Here is a 21,913-nt window from a genome sequence, read left to right on the forward strand (position 1 = left end):
TGATTATAATTGAAGTAATATTTTTATACTCTTTTCGTTTTTAATTGTAAAAAAATGGCTGCTATTATCGATCCAACAGACGCCATAATAAAACCAACCCACAATTGCGAATTAAAACCTAATCCCATTGCGATTGGAATCCCTCCTAAAAATGCTCCTAAAGCATTTCCAATATTAAAACTTGCTTGACCAGCTGCAGCTGCTAAAGTCTCAGATCCTTTTCCGTTATTAATTAACATCATTTGGATTGGCGAACCAATTGTAAATGCAATTAATCCTGTTACAAAAGACATAATATAGGCCATTACTTGAATATGAGAAGTAAAATAAACGATAACTAAACAAACTGCCATTGAAGCAAATGAGATAATTGCCGCTTTATTAGGAGACATGGTATCAGCTAATTTTCCACCGATAAAATTTCCAACAAACATTCCTAAACCAATTAAAGTCATAATAATTGGAACTTTTGTTTTTGGTAAATCAGCCACATTTGTCATCAATGGAGAAATATAACTTATCCAAGCAAATAAACCTGATGTTCCGATAGAGATCATCACAATTAATACCCAAGCTTCCCATTTTTTGAAGAAACTTAGCTGTTCTACTAAACTTCCTTTGTTTGTATTTTTAAGATTCGGAACCCATAGCGAAATAGCTAACATTGTGATTAACCCTAAACTTGCAATAATTCCAAACGTTAGTCTCCAAGAAAATACTTGTCCCAATTTTGTTCCTAATGGAACTCCAACCAAATTAGCAAAAGTTAATCCTGCAAACATAATCGAAATAGCTTGCGCTTCTTTTCCTTTTGTTGCTAATTGTGCAGCAACAACAGATCCTACTCCAAAAAATGCTCCGTGAGGTAAACCAGACATAAAACGAGCTATTAATAAAGTATTATAACTTGGTGCGATAACAAAAAGTGAATTAAAAATGGTAAATAATAACATAAAAAAGATCAATACTTTTTTAGGTGAATATTTACTTGTAGCCATAATCAATGTTGGAGCCCCAACCATTACACCCATTGCATACATTGATATAAAATTCCCTGCTGTTGGAATTGAAATATTCAAATCTTTTGCAAAATCCTCTAAAACTCCCATCATCGAAAATTCCGTCATTCCGATGGCTAAACCTCCCATTGCTAAGGCAAGTAAACTCTTTTTTACCATTTATTCTTCTATTCTTCGTATAATTCTATTGGCAAACCATCTGGATCTTCAAAAAAAGTAAACTTCTTCTGCGTATATTCATCCACTCTAATTGGCTCTACCATCACATTCCACTGCGCTAGTTTTTCTACTTCATTTTCTATATTTTCCACAGCAAAAGCAATATGTCTCAAACCAGAAGCTTCTGGTCGAGAAACACGTTTTGGGGGATTAGGAAAAGAAAATAATTCGATGCAGTAATAATTTTGCAAAGCTAAATCTAATTTATAAGAATCACGTTCTTTTCTATAAACTTCTTGTAAAATTTCGAAGCCTAAAATTTCTGTATAGAAAGATTTCGATTTTTGATAATCCGAGCAAATAATTGCTATATGATGTATCTTTTTTAATGCTAACATAACTTAAGCGTAATGATTATTTTTTGCTCTTTCATATTGTGGCAACCACTTTACATCTGCGTTTAACTCTTTTGCAGCACGCAATACAAAATATGGATCGCGTAATAATTCTCTTCCTAAAAAGATCAAATCTGCTTCGCTATTATTTAGAATTTTTTCGGCTTGTTTTGGCTCAAAAATTAATCCAACAGCACCTGTAATTATTTTAACTTGATTTTTAATTTCATTCGCGAATGGAACTTGGTAATTTTTTTTAACATCAATTTTTTGATGACTCACTCCTCCTCCAGACGAAACATCAATCACTTCTACTCCATTTTGTTTTAAAATTTTACATAATTCAATTGTTTCTTCTAAATTCCAACCATTTTCAGCCCAATCCGAAGCAGATAAACGAATCCAAAGTGATTGAGTTGTAATGTATTTTTTCATTTCTTCTACAATTTCCAAAACAAAACGAATTCTATTCTCAAAACTACCTCCATATTCATCTGTTCGATTATTGATTAAAGGTGACAAAAACTGGTGAACCAAATAGCCATGTGCACCATGAATTTCTAAAATCTCAAAACCAGCTTTTATAGCACGTTCTGTTGCTTTTCCCCATTCTTTTACAATATTATCAATTTCTGAAACTGATAATTCAAGTGGAACTTCATCCGATTCATTAAAAGGTAAATTAGAACTCGAAACCGTTTTCCAACCATTTTTTTCGTCAGATTTTATTTGATTGTGTCCCAACCAAGGTTTTTCTGTACTTGCTTTTCGTCCTGCATGTGCTAACTGAATTCCAGGAACACAATTGTATTTTTTGATTTCGGAAGTTAATTTCTGATAAGCTTCAATATGTTCATCATTCCAAATTCCTAAATCGCCGTACGAGATTCTACCTTCTGCAACAACAGCTGTTGCTTCTTGTATAATCGCCGAAACATTACCTACAGCACGCGAAATATAATGCTGAAAATGCCAATCATTTGGAAAACCATCTTCCGAAGAATATTGACACATTGGCGACATAATAATTCTATTTTTTAATGAAATTGATTCATTTATATTAATTGATTCAAATAATTTGCTCATTACTTGTTTTTTTTGATTTGATTAATTTGGAATAAAAGTCGTGAATTTGATTGATTTCTTAAAATGATTATGCTTAAATAATTTTAAACAAATTACATTTTCATTGATTATAAAAATTACAAAAAATCTAAATTCATTAATAATTATCTTCTTTTATTTAAAACTGACAAAAAACATAAATTTAAAAAAATCTAATAATCAATCCGATATAGTAGTAAATATTTAAGGTTCAGAATAATTTTTAATAAATCTTTCATTGTTTCTTAGTTTGTTCGTAATTTTACAAAAAAGTGAATTTTGGAAAAGAAAAAGATTGTCATTTTAGGTGCTGGATTTGCCGGACTTAAATTAGCCCGTAAATTAAATAATAACCCACACTTTTCTGTTACACTTATTGACCGTTATAACTATCATCAATTTCAACCTCTATTTTATCAGGTTGCAACAGCTGGGATAAACGCAAGTGATATTTCATTCCCAATTCGTAAAGTTTTTCAAAATAGTAAAAATGTTAGCGTACGATTAGCTGAAGTAACATCAATTAAAAAAGAGCTTAATATTGTTGAAACTACAATCGGAGATTTTTCTTACGATTATTTGGTTGTTGCCATGGGATGTACCACAAATTTCTTTGGTAATAAACAAATTGAGGAATTATCATTCCCAATGAAATCCACAAACGAAGCTTTAACGCTAAAAAACAGATTGTTAACAAATTTCGAAAGTGCTTATTCTGCTGAATCAGAAGAAGAATTGGAAGAAATTTTGAACATTGTTGTTGTTGGTGGTGGACCAACTGGAGTAGAGCTTTCTGGTGCAATTGCACACATGAAAAAACACATTCTACCAAAAGATTATCCAGATTTAGATTTCTCTAAATTAAACATTTATCTTATTGAAGGAAGTCCTAATTTATTAGGCCCAATGTCTGACTTAGCTCATAAAAAGTCTTACGAATATTTGACAAATATGGGAGTACATGTTTGGACAGAAGGACGAGTTACAGATTATGATGGAAAAACTATTTCATTAGCTGATGGGCGTACAATCAAAACAAGAAACTTGATTTGGTCTGCTGGAGTTACAGGAAATATTCCTGAAGGAGCCGTTTCTCAAGAAGAGCTACAAAGAGGTAATCGTTTCAAGGTAGATCGTACAAGTAAAGTTATTGGTACGAAAAACATTTATGCTATTGGAGATATTGCTTCAATGGAAACTCCTAAATATCCATATGGACATCCTCAATTAGCACGTGTTGCTGGAGATCAAGCTGTTCTGTTAGCCAAAAATTTCAATAAAATTGGTCAAGGCTTATCAGATGATAAATTAACTTTATTTGAATATGATGATCCTGGTTCTATGGCTACAATAGGTAAGCATAAAGCAGTTGTAGATTTACCTAAATTTTCTTTTTCTGGAAGATTAGCATGGTTTACTTGGATGTTTCTTCACTTAATGCTTATTTTAACTGTACGAAATAAATTAGCTATTTTCTTTAATTGGGCTCAGAATTATTTCACTAATGACTCTTCATTACGTATTATTGTTCGTCCTACTAAGAAAGATTTTAGATTTAATTTAAAAGGATATAGACGTTTCCCTAAAAATAGAGACAAAGAAATAGAAGCTTAAAATAAAAAAGTCCACTCAAATTGAGTGGACTTTTTTATTTATTATTTTATATTATTGATGTCTTACAGAAGATCTTCTTACTCCTGTTTTTATTCTTTCAACTGAAGACGGTCTCTCACTAACGATTCCTTTCGCTGATTTATTGTATAATTGAATAAAGTCAAATAAGCCATCAAAATCTCCTGATAATGTTTTTCCATTTACTACTCTTAGTGCAAAGTTAGCGTTAAGTAAACTTCTATTATATGGATCAAAGTAATTTCTTAAATTAATAGACCCAGATGTAAAATCATCATTTAATAAAACAAAGCTCCCTGAATTTAAAATAGGAATATAATCTTTCATCATTGGATTTTCATAATATTCTACATAATCTATTCCTCTATCATTAGAACCTTTAATATAATTTCCATTAAAATTTAAATCTCCACGTTGGAAAATTTCTAAATATAGATATGAGCCATTTAACTTTCCATTTTTTGGAACTGGATTTGTAGATAATTCAACACTATAATAATACCCCCCATCTGCCTGCTCTATATCTGCTACAACTGCATTTCTAATAGGAAAAGAAACTCCATCATAATTTACTTGACCTACATTTACAATATCTGGAATGTAATCATAATAATCATCATTACTGACACATGAAGTTAAAGTAACTGAGGAAACAGCTAACATTGCTAAAAATATAATTTTTTTCATAATTTCTAATTTTTCAAAACTAATCTTCTAGTTTCAACAATACAAATAGTATGCTAAAATAAAAACACACTAATAAATAGTACAAAAAAAGTGTTACAAAAACTGTAACACTTTGAATTTAAATAAAATATTTTTTATGAAATTTTATCCTTTGATAACAATTTCCATTTTTTCTTGTTCTTCTAAAGCTAATTCTAAATCTACAAGAATACGACCTGAATGCTCATCAGCAATAATTTTCTTACGCTGAGCAATATCCATTTGTCTTTGTGGTGGAATTGTAAAGAAAGACCCAGCAGAAGCACCACGTTGAACTGGAACTACAGCTAAACCATTTTTTACAGAACCTCTGATACGGTTGTAAGCGTCTAATAATCTTTGTTCAATTTTAGCAGAATACTCAGAAGATAACTTAATTAAAGTATTTTCTTCTTTCTCTGTATCTTTTACAATTGTATCTAATTCAGCTTTTTTATGCTCTAAATGTTCTTTCATCGAAGCTAATTTTGTATTAAAATCTTCGATTTGAGTATTTTTTTGTTGAATTTTAATTGTAAACTCACGAATACGTTTTTCAGACAATTCAATTTCTAAACCTTGGTACTCTACTTCTTTTGCTAAAGCATCAAACTCTCTGTTGTTACGTACGTTATCTTGTTGCTTCGTATATTTCTTAATTAAAGCTTCTGCATTTTTAATTGCCTCTTTCTTCAATTTAATTTCTTCATCCAAACCTTTCGTTTCGTCAACTACTTTTTGGATTCTCGTTTCTAATTGTGCAACATCGTCGCTCAAATCTTCCACTTCTAAAGGCAATTCACCTCTTGTGTTTCTGATTTCATCTAAACGTGAATCAATTAATTGCAAGTCGTATAATGCGCGAAGTTTTTCTTCTACGCTTAGTTCTTTGATATTTTTTGTTTCAGACATAGTTAACAATAATTAACAGGATTGGTATTAATTCCAGAATTAAAGACCACAAAATTAGTAAATTTTTCTTTAAGATACGAAGTTATTAAGTATTTTGTAAATTGTTCTGACTCGAAATGTCCAATATCAGCCAAAACAAGCTTATTTTCAGCAGTAAAAAAATCATGATATTTTAAATCAGCGGTAATATAAATGTCTGCTCCAGCCGAAATTGCATTTTTTATACCAAATGCGCCAGATCCTCCAAGTACAGCAACTTTCTTTATTTTTTTGTTTAATAATTTCGAGTGACGAATAAATGGCGTATTCATTTGAGTTTTTAAATAATTGAAAAAATCAATTTCACTCATCTCATTTTCCAAGTCTCCAATCATTCCGATCCCAACATAATTGTTCTGATTATTCAACGAAACAACAGAATAAGCAACCTCTTCGTACGGATGATTCTTAAATAAAGCTTTGATTATATCATCTTCCAAATGTTGAGGAATAACAACTTCTATTCTCGTTTCATTTACAGCTTCCAATTTGCCTATTTTTCCTATAAAAGGCTTTGCTCCTTCAATTGGTCTAAAATTCCCTCTACCTTCTTGTGAAAATCCACACGAATCATAATTACCTATTCTTCCTGCTCCAGCTTCATATAAAGCATTCTTTAAAGAATCTGCATTTTCAGTCGGAACATAGGTAATCAATTGTTTTAAGGTTTGAGTTTTTGGAATTAAAATTTTTGTATCTATCAATTTTAATTGTTCTGAAATCTTAAAATTAACACCAACTTTAGAATTGTCCAATGCTGTATGCGTTGCATAAATGTTAATTCCATGTTTTATAGCTGTCATCACAGCTTTTTCAACATAACTCTTGCCATTTAATTTCTTTAATCCAGAAAAAATTATTGGATGAAAACTTACAATTAAATTACAATTTTTCTCAATAGCTTCTTCTACAACTTCTGGTGTTGTATCAAGTGTTACTAAAACTCCTGTAACCTCATCATTATAATCTCCAACTAGTAATCCTACATTATCAAAATCCTCGGCATACGTCAATGGCGCAATTTCTTCCATCGCAAAAGCGATGTCTTTTACTTTTATCATTATATTTTTTTCAAAACTAATTTTTCTGTTGGCAAATCATTTTCAATTCCCTTCCAATAAGATTCAAAATTAAATTTTTCTAACAGTTTTCGTGAAGCTATATTATCAGGATCAATAACAGCCATCACTTCAAGGTTTGGAAATTTGTTTTTAGATTCTGAAAGCAAGTGCTCACAAATAGTAGAACCAAAACCTTTTCTCCAAAATTCTTTTTTTAATAAATATCCTATTTCTAATGAATTTTCGAGATGTTTATTGTAGACTAATTTACAATCCCCTAAAAGATTATCATTTTCATCATAAACTTTAAAAAATCCTAAATTTTCGTCTACCGAACTTTTTTCTAAAATTGAAGTGAATTTATGATTTGCTTGTTCTTCGTTCAGACCTTTACCTGAAATATATTTCATTTGATCATCATCTTGAACAAGTTTATAAAATTCATTAAAATCTGATGGTTTATATTTTTCGAATCGAAGTTTCTTCATGAAATTTAGTTAATGCTTTTAATAAATTGATTTGGTTTATCGTACGATTAAGATTTTGCTTTGGATAAGAAATTGAATAATAGATATCATTATTTAAATAATCACTTAAAAACCTAACCGCTTGAATATAGATTACAATATACGCAACAAAATCCATATTTTCAATCTCTATTGGTCGTAAATCATATTTTAAATGTTCTAAAAACCCATTTTTAACCGCTTTATAATAATCAGGTTCAAATAATTTTTCGGGATTAGGATCATCTTCTTCTTTTAAATTAGAATAAGTTCTTATCATATCTCCAAAATCGCACAAAATATTTCCTGGCATTATGGTATCCCAATCAATTAAAGCAATTGCCTGCGAATAATTCTTTTTATCGAATAGAAAATTACCCAATTTAGCATCTGCATGAACGACACGTTTTGGAAAATCTATCGCTAAATATTCTCTAACCTTTGATAAGTTATCTAGAATATAATTTATTTCATTTTTTGTCTCACTTAAGCGCTCTTCTGAAGCATTTCTCAAAGCTTTATTAAAATCGTCTATACGTTTTTTATAATCTAAAAATCCTTCAATTGATGGAGAAATTTGATTGATGTCAAAATCTAATAAATAAGAATGAAATTCACTTACTGTTTTAGCTGCTTCAAAAGCTTGTTCTGAGGATTCTACTTTATCAAAACAAATAGAATTTGAAATAAAAGAAGTTAATCTCCATATCTCATCATTTTCACGAGCCAAAAGATTTCCCTGTAAATCTGGGATAATTTCGATGATTTGCTTTGGATACTTTTTTGATTTTAAGTGAGATGATATAAGCTGTATATTAGTTGAAATTATACCTGGATTTGGAAAAACTTTTGTATTTATTTTTTGTAAAATATATTTTTTCCCTTGATTAACTATTTCATAAGTAGAATTAATCCAACCAGTATTGATTGGATTAATTGCTATTTGATTAATATTTTGAAAATAGTGTTTTAATACTTTATCCATTTTGTTTTAACTCCAAAGTGTTTTTGGATATTTATTATTTTCAATTAAATTTTGAATAGAATTAACAACGACTTCTCTATCGTCAGGATAAGTCATCCCAAACCAATTTTCATTAGATTTCTTTACAATTACTTCTAACTGATCTTCTTTAATCATGTCATTAATCACTTTTGGTAGAAAAAATTCTGCTTTTAATTGAGTTGCATTTTCTTTTAGAAATTGATTAAACTTATCTTCCAAGTTTCTGAAAATTGAAGGATGAAGTACCCAAAAATTCATTGAAACAGGAGATTCCTCATCCAAAGGGTAATTTGCTCCTTCATTTTCGTAAACAATTGCACCTTCATTATCCACAAATATATTTGTACGTTCTACAACATAACTTAACAACTCTTTTTCAACAGTACAAATTCCTCTAGAAACAGATCCATTTTCGCTCAAAGTATTTTTTAATTTATAAGCAACCATTCCATAACGATTTGGTAAAATCAATTCTTGTTGAACCAAATCTTTTGCTTTTTCAAATGCCTTTCTTCCATAAAAATCATCAGCATTAATTACAATAAAAGGATTACTTAAATGACTTTTTGCAATTAATAAAGCATGTCCTGTTCCCCACGGTTTTTTACGATTTTCTATTGTATCATAAATACTTCTCGAAACAGCTGTGTATGTAGTTTGTAAAATAAATTCTACCGTTCCTCCATTTCGTTCGATTATATTTTGAAAATATTTTTTTGTTTTCAAATCAAACTCTTGGTTAATAATGAACACAAAATGATGAATTCCGATAGAAAAAGCATCAAAAATTGAATACTCCATTAAAGTTTCATGACTTGGACCAATGGGATCAACTTGTTTTTGTCCATTATATCGGCTTCCCATTCCTCCTGCCAATATTACTAAAGATAAATTAACCATAATTTTCAAAACCAAAAACTGGTTTTCTTATTTTATATTTTCCTCTTGTAAAATCTGGCATTTCCTGAGAAGCACCATTTCCTTCTATCGATTTTTCACTTAAAGGTGTTACTGCATACCAAGTAGCTAAATCGTAAACATCAAAAGGAAATTCTTTATTTTCTTTTATACATTCAATAAAATCATTAATCAAAAAGAAATCCATTCCTCCATGTCCAGCTCCTTCTGCTTGAGTTTCATACTTTTTCCAAATAGGATGGTCATGAGTTTTTAAATAATCTTCAGAATTTGCCCATTTATGGGAATGTTGCATTTCATTTTCGAAATAAATAAACCCTTGATTAAATCCTCCTGAACCAATATCTTGCCATATACCATTTGTAGCTTGAATTCTAAAACCAAGATTATATGGACGTTGTAAAGATGTGTCATGAGTTAACAATATTGTTTCTCCATTTTCACATTTTAACATAGTTTGTACAACGTCTCCTTGTTTAAATTTAACTTTTGTATTTGGATGATCTTTTCCTCCGTTCTTTGCTATATAATCTGTTAAACCTGCTTGTTTAGAAGCCATAGAAGTTAAATGTGTAATTCTATTTCCTCTGTTTACATCCATCATTGTTCCAATTGGACCTAAACCATGAGTTGGATACAATTCTGCATTACGTTTTACATAATGTTCTGTTCGCCAAGCTGCTTCAGAAAAACCCTTTGCACCAAACTCAACTCCTCCTCCATAAGGCTGTTTACCATCATTAAATAACACATTTCTCAAATCATGTTGGTAACCTCCTTGCCCATGTAGTATTGTTCCAAACATTCCTTTGCGAACTATATTCATAACTGCCATTATATCTCTACGGTAACAAACATTTTCCATCATAAAAACAGGAACTTTAGTTTTTTCATACGTATCTACATAGTTCCAACATTCTTGTAAATTCATTGCTCCACAAACTTCTAAACCTACAATTTTTCCAGCATTCATAGCAGCAATTGTATGTTCAGAATGAAACTCCCACGGAGACGAAATAATTACAGCATGAATTGATTTATCTTTATATAATTTTTTATATCCATCCAACCCTTTAAAATACTCAACTGGCTTCTTGTTATGTTTCTGAAAAATCTTATTACAACGATCAATCATACGTTGATCTGGTTCTGCTATAGCTACAACCTCTACATCATTTCTCTTCAAAAGTTCGTCTAAATGTACTTGCCCTCTCATTCCACAAGCAACTAGTCCTACTTTTACTTTATCAATCTTTGATGTAAAATCAAATAATGAATCTGGTGATACTAATGCTACTGTTGAAGCTGCTGCAGTTGATTTAATAAAATTTCTTCTATCCATAGTGTTTTTTTAATTTTCGATTTATTCTAAGTATTAGATTGCAAAATATTAAAAAAATCAATATTAATCAGGATTTAGTTAAAGAAATTAATACGTTTTTGGTGAATCCTTAGGAAATACAATAATAAATTCTGTAGTAGTTATTTTTTCGTTTTTAGACTTAATTAAAGATAATTTTTCGCTCATATCATCAGTTTCTAGAATTTCTATTACAGCTATTTTTAAATCTGGTCGAAAATATTTCAAATACCAATAAATTCCACCATAATCTTTCGAATGATAATCACCATTATAATGAACAACTAAATTATTTTTCTTAAAATTATTCAAAATAGATTCAGCCATCGTTGCATCTTTTGTAGCCTGCGCTGCAACAAACTGCTTTGCCTTCACTCCAGCGTGATCTCCCATCATTTTTATCATCTCAGGATAACCAGGTGCATTATAATCTATCGTAATAGGAAGTTTTGCAACAAATTCTTTCTCATTACTTGAAATTGTATCTAGCGCTTCCAATCCATTTTTTGATACATATGAAGCATATTTACGTGTAACATTTGTCGCTATAAAATTCAAATTCTTTTCTTTTGCAAAATCAACAAGAGGCTTATAATCTGTTTTATAATTACTCCAGAGCTTTGTATTCTTTTGAAAATCTTCATCTGTTATTTTTCCTTCTAGATAATTAGTTAAATCCGTTTGCTGATGACGTTCAAACATTTCAGCGCCAAGTTTCAATTGATCACCTTTCAACTCATATAAAGCCTTTGTTGTTTGTAACTGTAACCAATGATTAACTGCATTATTATGATGTTCCCCAAATAAAACCACATCATATTTTGCCAATTCTTTTATCATTTTATCAAAATCAACTTTCTTTTCTTGTTGATTAAAAATTTGATAAACTTTTCCGTTCTGTGCATTTACCTGAATTGCAGCTACAATTAATAAGGAATAAAATATCTTTTTCATGTTATTTAAATTAATTCTAAATTGTAACAAATTAACAAAAAACTCTACATATAAAGAAAACAAATTCAACTACTATGAACAAAGTTCTTGAAATTAATCAACTAACAAAACAATTTGGCAGCTTTACAGCGGTCAACAACGTCAGTTTTTCGGTAGAAAAAGGAAACGTTTATGGATTACTTGGTCCTAACGGAAGTGGGAAATCGACAACCTTAGGAATGATTCTTAATGTAATTAATCCAACTGCGGGTTCGTGGAAATGGTTCGATAAAGAACCTGATAACGATTCGTTGAAAAAAATTGGAGCCATTATCGAAAGTCCAAAATTCTATCCATATTTATCAGCAGAAAAAAATCTTGAAATTGTCGCTGATATTAAAGAAGTTAATTATGCAAAAATTGACGAAAAACTTGAATTAGTTGGATTACTTTCTCGTAAAAAAGATAAATTTCAACAATATTCGTTGGGGATGAAACAACGTTTGGCTATTGCGGCTGCGTTATTAAATGATCCTGAAGTATTAATTTTAGACGAACCTACAAATGGCTTAGATCCGCAAGGAATTATTCAGATTCGTGAATTAATCATCAAAATTGCGCAACAAGGAACTACAATTATTCTAGCAAGTCATTTATTAGACGAAGTCGAAAAAGTGTGTTCGCATGTAGTGGTTTTAAATCAAGGAAAAATGCTTTATGCAGGTTCTGTAGATCAAATGAATTCAAGTTTTGGAAGTATAGAAGTTGCTGCGCAAAATATGGAAAGTTTGGAATATACTCTAAAAACGTTTTCATTCGTTTCGAAAGTTACCAAAGAGAATAACAAACTTTTTGCTGTTTTATCAGAAGAAAAAGATCCTGCAGAAATCAACAAAATGCTTTATGAACAAGGAATTGTTGTAAATCATTTGGTAAAACGTAAAGAATCTTTAGAGCAACAATTTTTCCAATTAATCCAAAAACAGAACTAACATGAAAAGATTATTTAGCATAGAATGGAATAAATTATTCTACAACAAAGGAACGCGAATTTTTATCATTTTATATTTCGTAATGATTCTATTAATGGGAATTACGTTACCGAATTTCAAACCAAACATGAATGGAATTGAAGTTGATTTAATCAAATTGGGTGCGTTAGAATTCCCTGTTATTTGGCATAATATCACATGGTTAATTGGCTTTGGAAAATTCTTTTTAGCAATTATTGTTATTAATAATATTACAAACGAATATTCTTTCGGAACATTCAAACAAAATACAATTGACGGTTTATCTAAAACAGAATTTTTAAATTCGAAAGTATTGATGAATGTAGTGATTACACTTATTTCAACATTTTTAGTTGGCGTTTTAGTTTTTGCACTAGGTTCTATTTTCAGCGAAAAATTTGATTTTGTAAACGGAATTGAATTCTTAGGAGGATATTTTATAGAAATCTTCGCTTACATTGTATTTGCAATGTTTTTATCATTTCTATTAAAGAAAAGTGCTTTTGCTATTTTGTCTTTAATTGTCCTAAATATTGCAGAATCTGTTTTTAAAGTAATCGAATTTTTAGTTCGTTTTGGTAAAAATCCTCCAAAAGATCCAGAAGAAATTAAAATATATTCTAACTTTTTACCTTTAAACTCAAATGGAAAAATAATCGATTACCCTTCTGTAGATATACAAAAAGCAATATTAGAAGGAAAGCTATTTATTCCAGATCATATTCAATGGGAATATTTTGCAATCAATGTTTTCTATATCATTCTGTTTTTAGGCTTATCATTATTGATTATCAAAAAAAGAGATTTATAGATTTTATTCAAAATAAAAAAAAGGTTTTTTAAGGAATTAAGAAACCTTTTTTTTGTTTATTTTAGAGATATGAAACAGTATTTACATTTACTTATTTTTCTTCCTAATTTATTATTCGCTCAAACAGAATTTTTGAATAATGAAGAACTAAACTATCTAAAAAAGTTTATTTATCCCATTTCTACAACTAATCCTAAGGTTGAAGATGAAAAAGATTTACTGTTCTTAAATGAATTAATTGGAAACTCAAATGTTGTCGCATTAGGCGAAGTTACGCATAGTTCTAAAGAAATTTTTCAATTAAAACATCGTATCATTAATTACTTGATCAAAAATAAAGAATTCGATATTGTAACAATGGAGTCTCCTACAGTAGAAACCAATCAAATAAACGAGTTTATTATTGATAATAAAACCAATGCCAGAAATGTCTTAAATCAATTAAACTTTCCTATATGGGAAAATTATGATGTCTTAAATATGATTAACTCTTTACATGATTATAACTTGAATCATGATAAAAAAGTACATATAAAAGGAATTGATATGCAAAGTTATATTCCTTCTATCTCTATACTAGAAGCATTTTATGCCAATAACTCTATCGATTCTAGTACTTTAATTCAATTCAAGAATTTACTAGTAGAATTGCAAAAGAATCAAACACGAATTACCAATTATACGACAAACCAAAAATCACAATTTGAAAAATACATCAACCAAATAAATTTTGAAATAAGCAACACAAAAGACTCTAAAAAAAATAGAGATTGGGCTCTTCATAATATAACCATTATTACACAATATTTCGATAAAATGTATCGCTCTAATCGAGATTTATTTATGGCAGATAATTTCTTTTGGACTCAAAACCAATATCCAAACTCTAAATTTATTATTTGGGCTCATAATCAACATATCATGCAAAAGAAGCCTGCTAGTGGATTTTATTTAGACAAGAAATTAAAAGAAAATTATACATCTATTGGTTTTACTTTCTTCAGTGGACAGAATCGTGTGTTTTTAAATACTATGAAAAAGATTCCCATTACGAAAGTTGTTGAAGCTCAAATAGAAAATAGCACATCCATAGAAGCTTACTTAAACTCTCTTAGTATTCCTATTTTTCTATTGGACTTAAAAAAAATAAAAGAAGAAAATAATAATTTAGCTAAATGGATTTTAAATAAAAAACCATATCGATGGACAGGAATGGTAGAAGCTAAAAACGAATTTGTCAATTCATCTATTACAGATGATTTCGATTATCTCATTTTCATTAATCAAAGTTCAATTTCAACTTTACTTCATGAAATCGAATAATTATCAATTGTAATGCTAAAAAATCTATTTCTTACGTTTTTATTTATCTCGACTATTCTACTATTTCACTTGTTTGTTTATCTTTGCAACTATGCAAATGACAAATTTCGAAGAGCTAAAAGCTCTTTTAAAATCAACACCAAAGAAAATTGCAATTCTACCGCACAAAAATCCTGATGGAGATGCGATAGGTTCTACATTGGCGATGTATCATTATTTGAACAAATTGGGACATACATGTAATATTGTATCTCCTAATGATTTTCCGAAGTTCCTAAAATGGATGCCTTCAGCAAAAGATATTGTAATTGCAGATTACCGACCAAAAGTTGCCGAAGCAATTATACATCAAGCTGAGTTGATTTTTATCTTAGATTTTAATACTGTAAAACGAATTGACGACTTAGGAAACTGGGTTGAACGTTCGAAAGCTCCAAAAATATTAATCGATCATCACCGCGAACCAGATACATTTGATTTTATGTATTCGGATATCGAAATGCCAGCGACTTGTCAAATGGTTTATAATTTTATCGAAGCGATGAATGATTTAGATAAAATTGATAAAGGCATTGCTGAATGTATTTATACTGGAATAATGACGGATACAGGCGGATTCCGTTTTCGTAATACATCGGCAGATACGCACAGAATTGTAGCAGAGTTAATTGATAAAGGTGTAGAAGTAGACAAAGTAACTTCATACGTTAATGATTCACAAACTCAAGGACGTTTAAAGTTATTATCATTAACCCTTAATAATCTAACTTTTTTACCAGAACATCGCACAGCTTTCATGTTCTTAAAACGTGAAGATTTACTAGCAAATGGTTTTCAAAAAGGAGATACAGAAGGCTTTGTAAATTATGGTTTGAGTGTAGAAAATTTTATCTTTTCTGTAATTTTTATTGAAGACACACATCATAATTTTATTAAAATTTCGTTACGCTCCAAAGGTGATTTTGATGTCAATGAATTCTCTCGAAAACATTTTAATGGCGGTGGTCATATGAATGCAGCTGGAGGTCGTTCGGATATGAATATGGAAGAAACAATTGCTTATTTCCAGTCACTTTTACCAGAATATCAAGAAAAGTTAGCCAACATCGTGATCTAATGAAAAAAGTTATTTTATTCTCTTTTGCCATCTTTGCATTGGCAAGCTGTGATCAAAAAGTGATACAATATCCTATTTCGTATTCCAATGACGATTTTATGAAACGTTCGCAAGAACGTGGAAAATTATTGCATCAAGAAGAATTACAATGGTTTGATGATTATATGAAAACATCTGACTTAAAATTTGTCAAAACAAATTCAGGCTTTTGGATTTCTAATAGCGGTCAACGAACAGCTCAAACAGCAAATAATGGAGATTATATCGAATTTGAATATCAAGTAACTGATCTCGAAAACAATATTTTATATTCATACAACGAAAATAAAATTCAGAAAATAGTTCTAGGAAAAGCTGATATTGTAAGAGGTTTACAAGCTGGTTTACAACTTATACCAGAAGGTGAAACTACGAAGTTATTATTACCTTCATTTTTAGCCTACGGAGGTTATGGAGATACGCAAAAAATTGCACCAGACACCCCGATTATTATGGATGTAAAAGTTTTAAAAATACAAAAACACTAATTATAAAGATTGTAAAATAAAATGAGAAAAATATTATTAATCTTAACAGTCATTACTACCTTAGTTAGTTGTGGCGTTAAAATTCCAAAGTCGATGAGTAAAGAAGAATTTAAAAGTTTAGAAGACGGATTGTATGCAAAAATGACAACAAATCATGGTGCAATGACAATCAAATTATACGAAGAAGAAGCACCTATGACAGTTGCTAACTTTGTAGGTTTAGCAGAAGGTACAAAAGAAAATAAAGCGAAAGCAAAAGGAGTTCCTTTTTATGACGGAATTATCTTTCACCGTGTAATCAAGGATTTCATGATTCAAGGAGGAGATCCAGACGGAAGAGGTACAGGTGGTCCTGGTTATGATTTCGAAGACGAATTTGATCCAGCTCTAAAACACGACAAAAAAGGAGTTTTATCTATGGCAAATTCAGGGCCTGCAACTAATGGTTCTCAATTTTTCATTACAGAGGTTCCTACACCATGGTTAGACGGTAAACATACTATTTTTGGACAAGTAGTAGAAGGATTGGAAGTGGTTGATTCTATTGCAAATGTAGAGAAAACACCAAGCGACAAACCAGTTGTACCAGTTGTTATTGAGAAAGTAGAAATCGCTCGCAAAGGGGATAAATATACGAAATATAACGGAGCTGAAGCTTTTGAAGCTGCAAAAGCGAACCACGCAAAAAAACAAGCAGAAGCAGAAGCAAAAGCAAAAGCAGAAAAAGATGCTGAAATTGCTCGCCAAAAAGAATTAGAAGCAAAAGCTCAGTCTACTCCTTCTGGATTAAAATATGTTATTTTAGAAGAAGGAAATGGAGCAAAACCAGTACAAGGAGACCCAATCCAAGTTCATTACACTTTACGTTTAAATGATGGTGAAAAATTAGATTCATCTTTCGACCGTAATCAACCATTAGACGCAACTGTTGGTGTAACAGGATTAATTCAAGGTTGGATGGAAGCTTTAACAATGTTCAACAGAGGTACAAAAGTATTTTTAATCATTCCTTCAGAATTAGGATATGGTACAAGAGGAGCTGGAGGTGTTATTCCACCAAATGCAACTCTATACTTTGATATGGAAGTTTTAGATAAATAAAAACTTATATATACAATAAAAAAATCCGCTCAAAATGAGCGGATTTTTTTATTGTTCCAAAGTAGCTTCTTCATTTTCTGCTTCTACTTTCTTTTCATATTTTTTTCGAATATAATCAGCTGCTAAGGTTACAGCAATTCCTCCAATTATTCCATAAATAGATCGTTTACCAAAAAATTTAGCAACAGTCACACCTGTAGTAGCTGCTGTCGTTAACAATCCTATTTTAGTTCCTTTTTCTTTTTGACTTTTTGTTAATGCTTCTATAATTTTCATAGTTTAGATGTTTCAATTTTAGAATAATAAACAATTATCAAACCAAACTTTACTTTATAAAATCTTCTACTATTTCTTTTGGACGTCCCACTACTCCATTTTTTTCATCTGTTACAATAGGTCGTTGAATCAATTTCGGAAAATCAACCAAAGCATTCAAAACCTCTTCATCTGACATCTCTTTCCCTTTAAAATTAGTTTTCCATTCCTCTTCATTTATCCTTACAATATCCATCGGTTTCAAATTTAGCTTTGCCAAAATTTCTTTCAATTCTACTTTAGACAAAGGCTCTTTCAAATATTCTCTTACTTCAAAATCTTTTCCCGATTCTTCTAAAACCTTAATAGCTTCTCTACTTTTCCCGCAGCGAGAATTATGCAAAATTGTATACATATCTTTATTTTTAGTAAATTTAATCAAATTAAAATGATGAAAAAATTAATCCTATTAACAACATTTTTCTTTATTATTTAATTATACACCGTAATCACTCTTTCAAGAATCAGCTCTAAGTAGAAATAATTTTTCTTTAAAATAATAAGAAACTTATACAGATTTATATAACAAAAAACTACCCAAAAATCGGGTAGCCTTTAAGGATTAAAATAAATCTTCATTTTTAAATTTTTGTAACAACAACGAGAGACAAAAACTACTCAAAACTCCTACAAGTGAAAGTAGAACTGTTGAGAAAATATCTTGCCATTGTATACTTGCATACATACCGCACATTGTACCACAAATCACACTATATTTTGTGTGATCTGGTGGTGGTATCGGATTCATCAACAGCATCATCATCAACAGTTAATTGACTTACAGCCGTTAAAACACCACCCGTAACAACTAAATATCCTCCCAACTGTACCAATAATGTTGGTAGTACAACAGGAGCGGCAATCAATACACCACCTATACTAGCAGCGACTAAACCTATTGTTCGGATATGTTGAAATAACTTGGGGGTTGGCAATTGCAAACGTTCAATTATATTCATAGCGTTTGTTTTTGAATGTGTAAAAAAACCTCTTCACCTCTCTGTAAATAGTCATAAACAATACTTTTCAATCGTTCAAATGCTTTACGAGAGTCTATTCCTTTTCCTTCTCCGCTTAGAGAACTAACAGGAGCTATACATCCATTTAGCTCCTTTTGCGCATAATTTGCTGGATGAAACAAAATCAGCGACCGATTCGGTACCAAATCAATCAAGATATGCCATCCAAAACGTTCACTAAACCGTCGTTTTAGTGAATACCTACCTTCAGGAATACAAGATTTGCGTATCATATTATCATTCCATGGTAATTCAATAGTCATACAAATCAGTTGTTGCTGTAACCAAATTTTTCCGTTGGTTCCTTCAGGTAAATACATTCTTTTTAAAATTAATTCCATTTTACATTTTATTTTTTTGTTAATCATATAGCTTCTAATGTCATGTAAAACTCTAACCTATTTTCTAATAAAACAAACAACAATAGTTCATATGTCATTTTTAATCAATTAAATACATTTTTATACCCAATAATCTGATCAAACTATCTTTTCTAAAAAAAATACACTTTTTTTAAAAAAACAATACGAATAAAACAGAAAGTAAATCAAAGCCATTCACTTCTACCTAATTTCATAACACAACTTAAAAAAAGAAAATATGAAAAGAAGAAAACGAATTATCATCTATGCAAAAGATGTACAAAATGCGACTGGAAGAAGTTATAGACAAAGTCTTCGTTTATTACAAAAAGCCAAAAATAAACTTGGAAAATCAAAAGAAGATATGCTAAGTCTAAGAGAATTTTGCGAGGTATACAACATTAATCCCCTCGATTTTGAAGAATCTATATGAAGTAAAAAAAATAAATTATGAGTGAAAAAGCAATATTTTCTGTTCAATGGTTCAATTCCGTTATTCAGAAAATCAATCTATTAGAAGAAAACTGGATGAATAACATTGTGGTATTTAATCAATCTATCCTAATGAATGAACAAGAAGTTCTCCAATTATTACAAATTTCATCTACAACTTTAAGACGTTATTGCAACAAAAAATATTTTAAAGTTTACAAAATAGGGAAACGTAATCATTATTTGCAACACGATATTATTAGAGGTGTTCTTACACATTTAGTCAAATAACAAAAAAAGAGAAATAAATGGTTTATTTCTCTTTTTTAATTCAAATTCTCTTTTAACAAAAAATTCCAAAACCATCATTGCTGGAAAGTCGAGCGTCAATTCGACATAAAAGCGTTAAAAATGATATATGTTCGCATTTCACCTCCTCTCTCAATACTAATATCTCATCTCTAACATCTAATTACTACTTTATACATTTCACATTTTACATCATACATGGTACAACTCTAAAATCTAAATTCTCATATCTAACATCTACATACATAACATCTACATATCGATACACGAACACCGAACAAACCATATAGAACGGATATACAATGGATATACAATGCATACAGCGTGGATATACAACCGATATAGAAAAGTATCATTTTCGATATACATCGATACAGGAATTTAACACTTTTTAACACTTAATTTCTCTAACCACAATAGAAACATAGGTTTTATTATGTTTTGCGTTCTACGCTTAATGTTTTATGTATTTTGTCATTCTGGGCTTGTCTCAGAATCGCATTCAATATGTCATTTCGATTCTAAATCGTCGGATTTTTAATTCTTTTTTCAATATTCAAATCCTTTTTTAACAATGAATTTATAAATCGTCATTGCTGAAAAGTCGAGTGTCAATTCGGCGTAAAGAGCGTTAAAAATGATTTATGTTCGCATTTCATATGCGAATGTTCTAAAGCATTTAGCGAGTAGCCGTTATTGACCGACTTGTAAGCACAGACTTGATTTTTTTTGATTCGTTTTTTTTATCAAGAAAAAAAATGAATGTAATAAAATAATGGACTACTAATTATCTTCTTGTTATCATAAATTATGTTCAGAACCTCATCTTTCTGTCATTCTAAACACGGGCACTGAGGTGCTCGAAGTGCAAAATCTTTCTATCACTTTTTTATTCATAGCTTATATATTTTAATTATCGGTATTCATATGCCCTACGGGGAACAGTCAAAAAAACTAACGAAAAAAGACTTGGCTGTAAACCTCTCTACTAAAATGTCTTCACTCCACTAAAGATTTAAAAAACCCTACGGGCTAAAACCTTTTTAACGCTGCACTCAAACATTTTCTTAACGTGAGAGTTTTAATGCCGGTTTCTACATCCTTATTCTATACTCAAATCCTTTTTTAACAACATTTGAGATTAAGAATTTGAAATTAAAAGGAGAAGCTCCAGTGGAGCTTAGGTAATACTTTTATTTAATGTCACTTTTTACTTGACTAAAAAGTAACCAAAAAGTCAAGGCCGTAAACCTCTCTACTAAAAATGTTTTCATTTCACTAAACATTTTACAAACCCTACGGGCTAAAACCTTTTTAACGCTACACTCAAACATTTTCTTAACGAGAGAGTTTTAATGCCGGTTTATTCATCCTTTTTCAATATTCAAATTCATTTTTAACAACGAATTCCAAAACCGTCATTGCTGAAAAGTCGAGCGTCAATTCGGCGTAAAGAGCGTTAAAAATGATTTACTGTTCACATTTTTATGTGAATGATTTAAAGCATTTAGCGAATAGCCATTATTGACCGACTTCTAAGCACGGACTTGATTTTTTTTGATTCGTTTTTTTTATCAAGAAAAAAAATGAATAATTTTAATCATGCCCCTCAACTTTTTGACACTCACCTCCAAATCATATGACATTTTTATGATCCTTTTTCAATATTCAAATACATAATACATTTTACAATTCTCTCAAATCTAACATCTAATCTGTACATTTCACCTCCTCTCTCAATACTAATACATTCAACCCTCACCAATCCCCTTCATCATCAACCAATTTCGTTCATTGATAACCATAAATCAACATCTTCAAATCATTGATTATAA

At 30.2% G+C, this 21,913-nt stretch carries 24 protein-coding genes; 9 read left to right on the forward strand and 15 right to left on the reverse strand.

Annotated elements, in window-relative coordinates; all coding sequences use genetic code 11:
- Positions 1-23: 23 nt before the first annotated feature.
- From E4J94_RS11350 to E4J94_RS11360, 3 genes are read right to left on the reverse strand one after another with little or no spacing between them, the layout of a single operon-like run.
- Complete coding sequence (locus E4J94_RS11350) at positions 24-1,178, reverse strand: MFS transporter (protein WP_135835921.1); 1,155 nt, start codon at positions 1,176-1,178, stop codon at positions 24-26.
- Positions 1,179-1,186: 8 nt separating this feature from the next.
- Positions 1,187-1,576 carry an SMU1112c/YaeR family gloxylase I-like metalloprotein gene (gene gloA2, locus E4J94_RS11355; protein ID WP_135835922.1) on the reverse strand — a complete coding sequence of 130 codons (390 nt, stop codon included), beginning with the start codon at positions 1,574-1,576 and terminating at the stop codon, positions 1,187-1,189.
- A 3-nt stretch (positions 1,577-1,579) separates the two neighbouring features.
- Positions 1,580-2,659, reverse strand: a complete 1,080-nt coding sequence (locus E4J94_RS11360) for an NADH:flavin oxidoreductase/NADH oxidase (protein WP_135835923.1) — start codon at positions 2,657-2,659, stop codon at positions 1,580-1,582.
- 297 nt (positions 2,660-2,956) lie between these two features.
- Here E4J94_RS11360 and E4J94_RS11365 point away from each other — a divergent pair, with 297 nt between their 5' ends.
- Positions 2,957-4,291 (forward strand): NAD(P)/FAD-dependent oxidoreductase, encoded by a 1,335-nt coding sequence (locus E4J94_RS11365; protein WP_135835924.1) that lies wholly within the window; start codon positions 2,957-2,959, stop codon positions 4,289-4,291.
- A gap of 51 nt (positions 4,292-4,342) precedes the next feature.
- On the opposite strand, the gene E4J94_RS11370 is transcribed toward E4J94_RS11365, so the two are convergent.
- From E4J94_RS11370 to E4J94_RS11405, 8 genes are all read right to left on the reverse strand, one after another.
- Positions 4,343-4,996 (reverse strand): hypothetical protein, encoded by a 654-nt coding sequence (locus E4J94_RS11370; RefSeq protein WP_135835925.1) that lies wholly within the window; start codon positions 4,994-4,996, stop codon positions 4,343-4,345.
- 144 nt (positions 4,997-5,140) lie between these two features.
- A complete protein-coding gene (locus E4J94_RS11375; protein WP_135835926.1) occupies positions 5,141-5,926 on the reverse strand; it encodes a zinc ribbon domain-containing protein in 786 nt (261 codons plus the stop codon).
- Between the two features lie 2 nt (positions 5,927-5,928).
- Positions 5,929-7,026 (reverse strand): Nif3-like dinuclear metal center hexameric protein, encoded by a 1,098-nt coding sequence (locus E4J94_RS11380; protein WP_135835927.1) that lies wholly within the window; start codon positions 7,024-7,026, stop codon positions 5,929-5,931.
- Positions 7,026-7,514, reverse strand: a complete 489-nt coding sequence (locus E4J94_RS11385; RefSeq protein ID WP_135835928.1) for a GNAT family N-acetyltransferase — start codon at positions 7,512-7,514, stop codon at positions 7,026-7,028. Before E4J94_RS11385 ends, E4J94_RS11380 begins: the two co-directional genes overlap by 1 nt.
- Positions 7,486-8,517 carry a phosphotransferase enzyme family protein gene (locus E4J94_RS11390; protein WP_135835929.1) on the reverse strand — a complete coding sequence of 344 codons (1,032 nt, stop codon included), beginning with the start codon at positions 8,515-8,517 and terminating at the stop codon, positions 7,486-7,488. The genes E4J94_RS11385 and E4J94_RS11390 overlap by 29 nt, the downstream gene beginning before the upstream one ends.
- Positions 8,518-8,523: 6 nt before the next feature.
- Positions 8,524-9,438: a nucleotidyltransferase family protein gene (locus E4J94_RS11395; protein ID WP_168801862.1), complete on the reverse strand. Its 915-nt coding sequence runs from the start codon at positions 9,436-9,438 to the stop codon at positions 8,524-8,526.
- On the reverse strand, positions 9,431-10,798 hold the full coding sequence (locus E4J94_RS11400) for a Gfo/Idh/MocA family protein (protein ID WP_135835930.1): 1,368 nt from the start codon (positions 10,796-10,798) through the stop codon (positions 9,431-9,433). The genes E4J94_RS11395 and E4J94_RS11400 overlap by 8 nt, the downstream gene beginning before the upstream one ends.
- A gap of 87 nt (positions 10,799-10,885) precedes the next feature.
- A complete protein-coding gene (locus tag E4J94_RS11405; RefSeq protein ID WP_135835931.1) occupies positions 10,886-11,770 on the reverse strand; it encodes a ChaN family lipoprotein in 885 nt (294 codons plus the stop codon).
- Positions 11,771-11,844: 74 nt separating this feature from the next.
- Between E4J94_RS11405 and E4J94_RS11410 the strand changes: the two genes are divergently transcribed.
- From E4J94_RS11410 to E4J94_RS11435, 6 genes are all read left to right on the forward strand, one after another.
- Complete coding sequence (locus tag E4J94_RS11410; RefSeq protein ID WP_135835932.1) at positions 11,845-12,741, forward strand: ABC transporter ATP-binding protein; 897 nt, start codon at positions 11,845-11,847, stop codon at positions 12,739-12,741.
- A gap of 1 nt (position 12,742) precedes the next feature.
- Positions 12,743-13,573, forward strand: a complete 831-nt coding sequence (locus E4J94_RS11415; protein WP_135835933.1) for an ABC transporter permease — start codon at positions 12,743-12,745, stop codon at positions 13,571-13,573.
- 69 nt (positions 13,574-13,642) lie between these two features.
- Positions 13,643-14,896: an erythromycin esterase family protein gene (locus E4J94_RS11420; protein WP_135835934.1), complete on the forward strand. Its 1,254-nt coding sequence runs from the start codon at positions 13,643-13,645 to the stop codon at positions 14,894-14,896.
- 91 nt (positions 14,897-14,987) lie between these two features.
- Positions 14,988-16,013 (forward strand): DHH family phosphoesterase, encoded by a 1,026-nt coding sequence (locus E4J94_RS11425; protein ID WP_135835935.1) that lies wholly within the window; start codon positions 14,988-14,990, stop codon positions 16,011-16,013.
- Positions 16,013-16,540 (forward strand): FKBP-type peptidyl-prolyl cis-trans isomerase, encoded by a 528-nt coding sequence (locus E4J94_RS11430; protein ID WP_135835936.1) that lies wholly within the window; start codon positions 16,013-16,015, stop codon positions 16,538-16,540. Before E4J94_RS11425 ends, E4J94_RS11430 begins: the two co-directional genes overlap by 1 nt.
- A 21-nt stretch (positions 16,541-16,561) precedes the next feature.
- Positions 16,562-17,641: a peptidylprolyl isomerase gene (locus tag E4J94_RS11435; protein WP_135835937.1), complete on the forward strand. Its 1,080-nt coding sequence runs from the start codon at positions 16,562-16,564 to the stop codon at positions 17,639-17,641.
- Between the two features lie 48 nt (positions 17,642-17,689).
- Here the strand turns inward: E4J94_RS11435 and E4J94_RS11440 are convergent, their stop codons facing one another.
- The 4 genes from E4J94_RS11440 to E4J94_RS11455 form a co-directional block, all read right to left on the reverse strand.
- Positions 17,690-17,917 carry a hypothetical protein gene (locus E4J94_RS11440; RefSeq protein ID WP_135835938.1) on the reverse strand — a complete coding sequence of 76 codons (228 nt, stop codon included), beginning with the start codon at positions 17,915-17,917 and terminating at the stop codon, positions 17,690-17,692.
- Positions 17,918-17,966: 49 nt separating this feature from the next.
- A complete protein-coding gene (gene arsC / locus E4J94_RS11445; protein WP_135835939.1) occupies positions 17,967-18,311 on the reverse strand; it encodes an arsenate reductase (glutaredoxin) in 345 nt (114 codons plus the stop codon).
- 355 nt (positions 18,312-18,666) lie between these two features.
- A complete protein-coding gene (locus tag E4J94_RS11450) occupies positions 18,667-18,891 on the reverse strand; it encodes a hypothetical protein (RefSeq protein ID WP_246034311.1) in 225 nt (74 codons plus the stop codon).
- 20 nt (positions 18,892-18,911) lie between these two features.
- Positions 18,912-19,316 carry a DUF5675 family protein gene (locus E4J94_RS11455; protein ID WP_135835941.1) on the reverse strand — a complete coding sequence of 135 codons (405 nt, stop codon included), beginning with the start codon at positions 19,314-19,316 and terminating at the stop codon, positions 18,912-18,914.
- A 259-nt stretch (positions 19,317-19,575) separates the two neighbouring features.
- Here E4J94_RS11455 and E4J94_RS11460 point away from each other — a divergent pair, with 259 nt between their 5' ends.
- Both E4J94_RS11460 and E4J94_RS11465 read left to right on the forward strand, forming a co-directional pair.
- Positions 19,576-19,770, forward strand: a complete 195-nt coding sequence (locus E4J94_RS11460) for a hypothetical protein (RefSeq protein ID WP_135835942.1) — start codon at positions 19,576-19,578, stop codon at positions 19,768-19,770.
- A 17-nt stretch (positions 19,771-19,787) separates the two neighbouring features.
- The gene (locus tag E4J94_RS11465) at positions 19,788-20,060 is read left to right on the forward strand and encodes a helix-turn-helix domain-containing protein (protein WP_135835943.1); all 273 of its coding nucleotides are present in this window, start codon (positions 19,788-19,790) and stop codon (positions 20,058-20,060) included.
- The last annotated feature ends 1,853 nt before the right edge of the window (positions 20,061-21,913 follow it).

Origin of the sequence: Empedobacter tilapiae (genome assembly GCF_004785645.1) — a bacterium.
GTDB lineage: Bacteria > Bacteroidota > Bacteroidia > Flavobacteriales > Weeksellaceae > Empedobacter > Empedobacter tilapiae.

Coding starts and splice junctions, on each gene's coding strand:
- E4J94_RS11440 (WP_135835938.1), bottom strand. CDS start 17,917: ATGAAAATTATAGAAGCATTAACAAAAAGTCAAAAAGAAAAAGGAACT.
- E4J94_RS11415 (WP_135835933.1), top strand. CDS start 12,743: ATGAAAAGATTATTTAGCATAGAATGGAATAAATTATTCTACAACAAA.
- E4J94_RS11410 (WP_135835932.1), top strand. CDS start 11,845: ATGAACAAAGTTCTTGAAATTAATCAACTAACAAAACAATTTGGCAGC.
- E4J94_RS11465 (WP_135835943.1), top strand. CDS start 19,788: ATGAGTGAAAAAGCAATATTTTCTGTTCAATGGTTCAATTCCGTTATT.
- E4J94_RS11430 (WP_135835936.1), top strand. CDS start 16,013: ATGAAAAAAGTTATTTTATTCTCTTTTGCCATCTTTGCATTGGCAAGC.
- E4J94_RS11360 (WP_135835923.1), bottom strand. CDS start 2,659: ATGAGCAAATTATTTGAATCAATTAATATAAATGAATCAATTTCATTA.
- E4J94_RS11460 (WP_135835942.1), top strand. CDS start 19,576: ATGAAAAGAAGAAAACGAATTATCATCTATGCAAAAGATGTACAAAAT.
- E4J94_RS11435 (WP_135835937.1), top strand. CDS start 16,562: ATGAGAAAAATATTATTAATCTTAACAGTCATTACTACCTTAGTTAGT.
- arsC (WP_135835939.1), bottom strand. CDS start 18,311: ATGTATACAATTTTGCATAATTCTCGCTGCGGGAAAAGTAGAGAAGCT.
- gloA2 (WP_135835922.1), bottom strand. CDS start 1,576: ATGTTAGCATTAAAAAAGATACATCATATAGCAATTATTTGCTCGGAT.
- E4J94_RS11400 (WP_135835930.1), bottom strand. CDS start 10,798: ATGGATAGAAGAAATTTTATTAAATCAACTGCAGCAGCTTCAACAGTA.
- E4J94_RS11425 (WP_135835935.1), top strand. CDS start 14,988: ATGCAAATGACAAATTTCGAAGAGCTAAAAGCTCTTTTAAAATCAACA.
- E4J94_RS11380 (WP_135835927.1), bottom strand. CDS start 7,026: ATGATAAAAGTAAAAGACATCGCTTTTGCGATGGAAGAAATTGCGCCA.
- E4J94_RS11405 (WP_135835931.1), bottom strand. CDS start 11,770: ATGAAAAAGATATTTTATTCCTTATTAATTGTAGCTGCAATTCAGGTA.
- E4J94_RS11370 (WP_135835925.1), bottom strand. CDS start 4,996: ATGAAAAAAATTATATTTTTAGCAATGTTAGCTGTTTCCTCAGTTACT.
- E4J94_RS11385 (WP_135835928.1), bottom strand. CDS start 7,514: ATGAAGAAACTTCGATTCGAAAAATATAAACCATCAGATTTTAATGAA.
- E4J94_RS11350 (WP_135835921.1), bottom strand. CDS start 1,178: ATGGTAAAAAAGAGTTTACTTGCCTTAGCAATGGGAGGTTTAGCCATC.
- E4J94_RS11375 (WP_135835926.1), bottom strand. CDS start 5,926: ATGTCTGAAACAAAAAATATCAAAGAACTAAGCGTAGAAGAAAAACTT.
- E4J94_RS11455 (WP_135835941.1), bottom strand. CDS start 19,316: ATGGAATTAATTTTAAAAAGAATGTATTTACCTGAAGGAACCAACGGA.
- E4J94_RS11420 (WP_135835934.1), top strand. CDS start 13,643: ATGAAACAGTATTTACATTTACTTATTTTTCTTCCTAATTTATTATTC.
- E4J94_RS11395 (WP_168801862.1), bottom strand. CDS start 9,438: ATGGTTAATTTATCTTTAGTAATATTGGCAGGAGGAATGGGAAGCCGA.
- E4J94_RS11390 (WP_135835929.1), bottom strand. CDS start 8,517: ATGGATAAAGTATTAAAACACTATTTTCAAAATATTAATCAAATAGCA.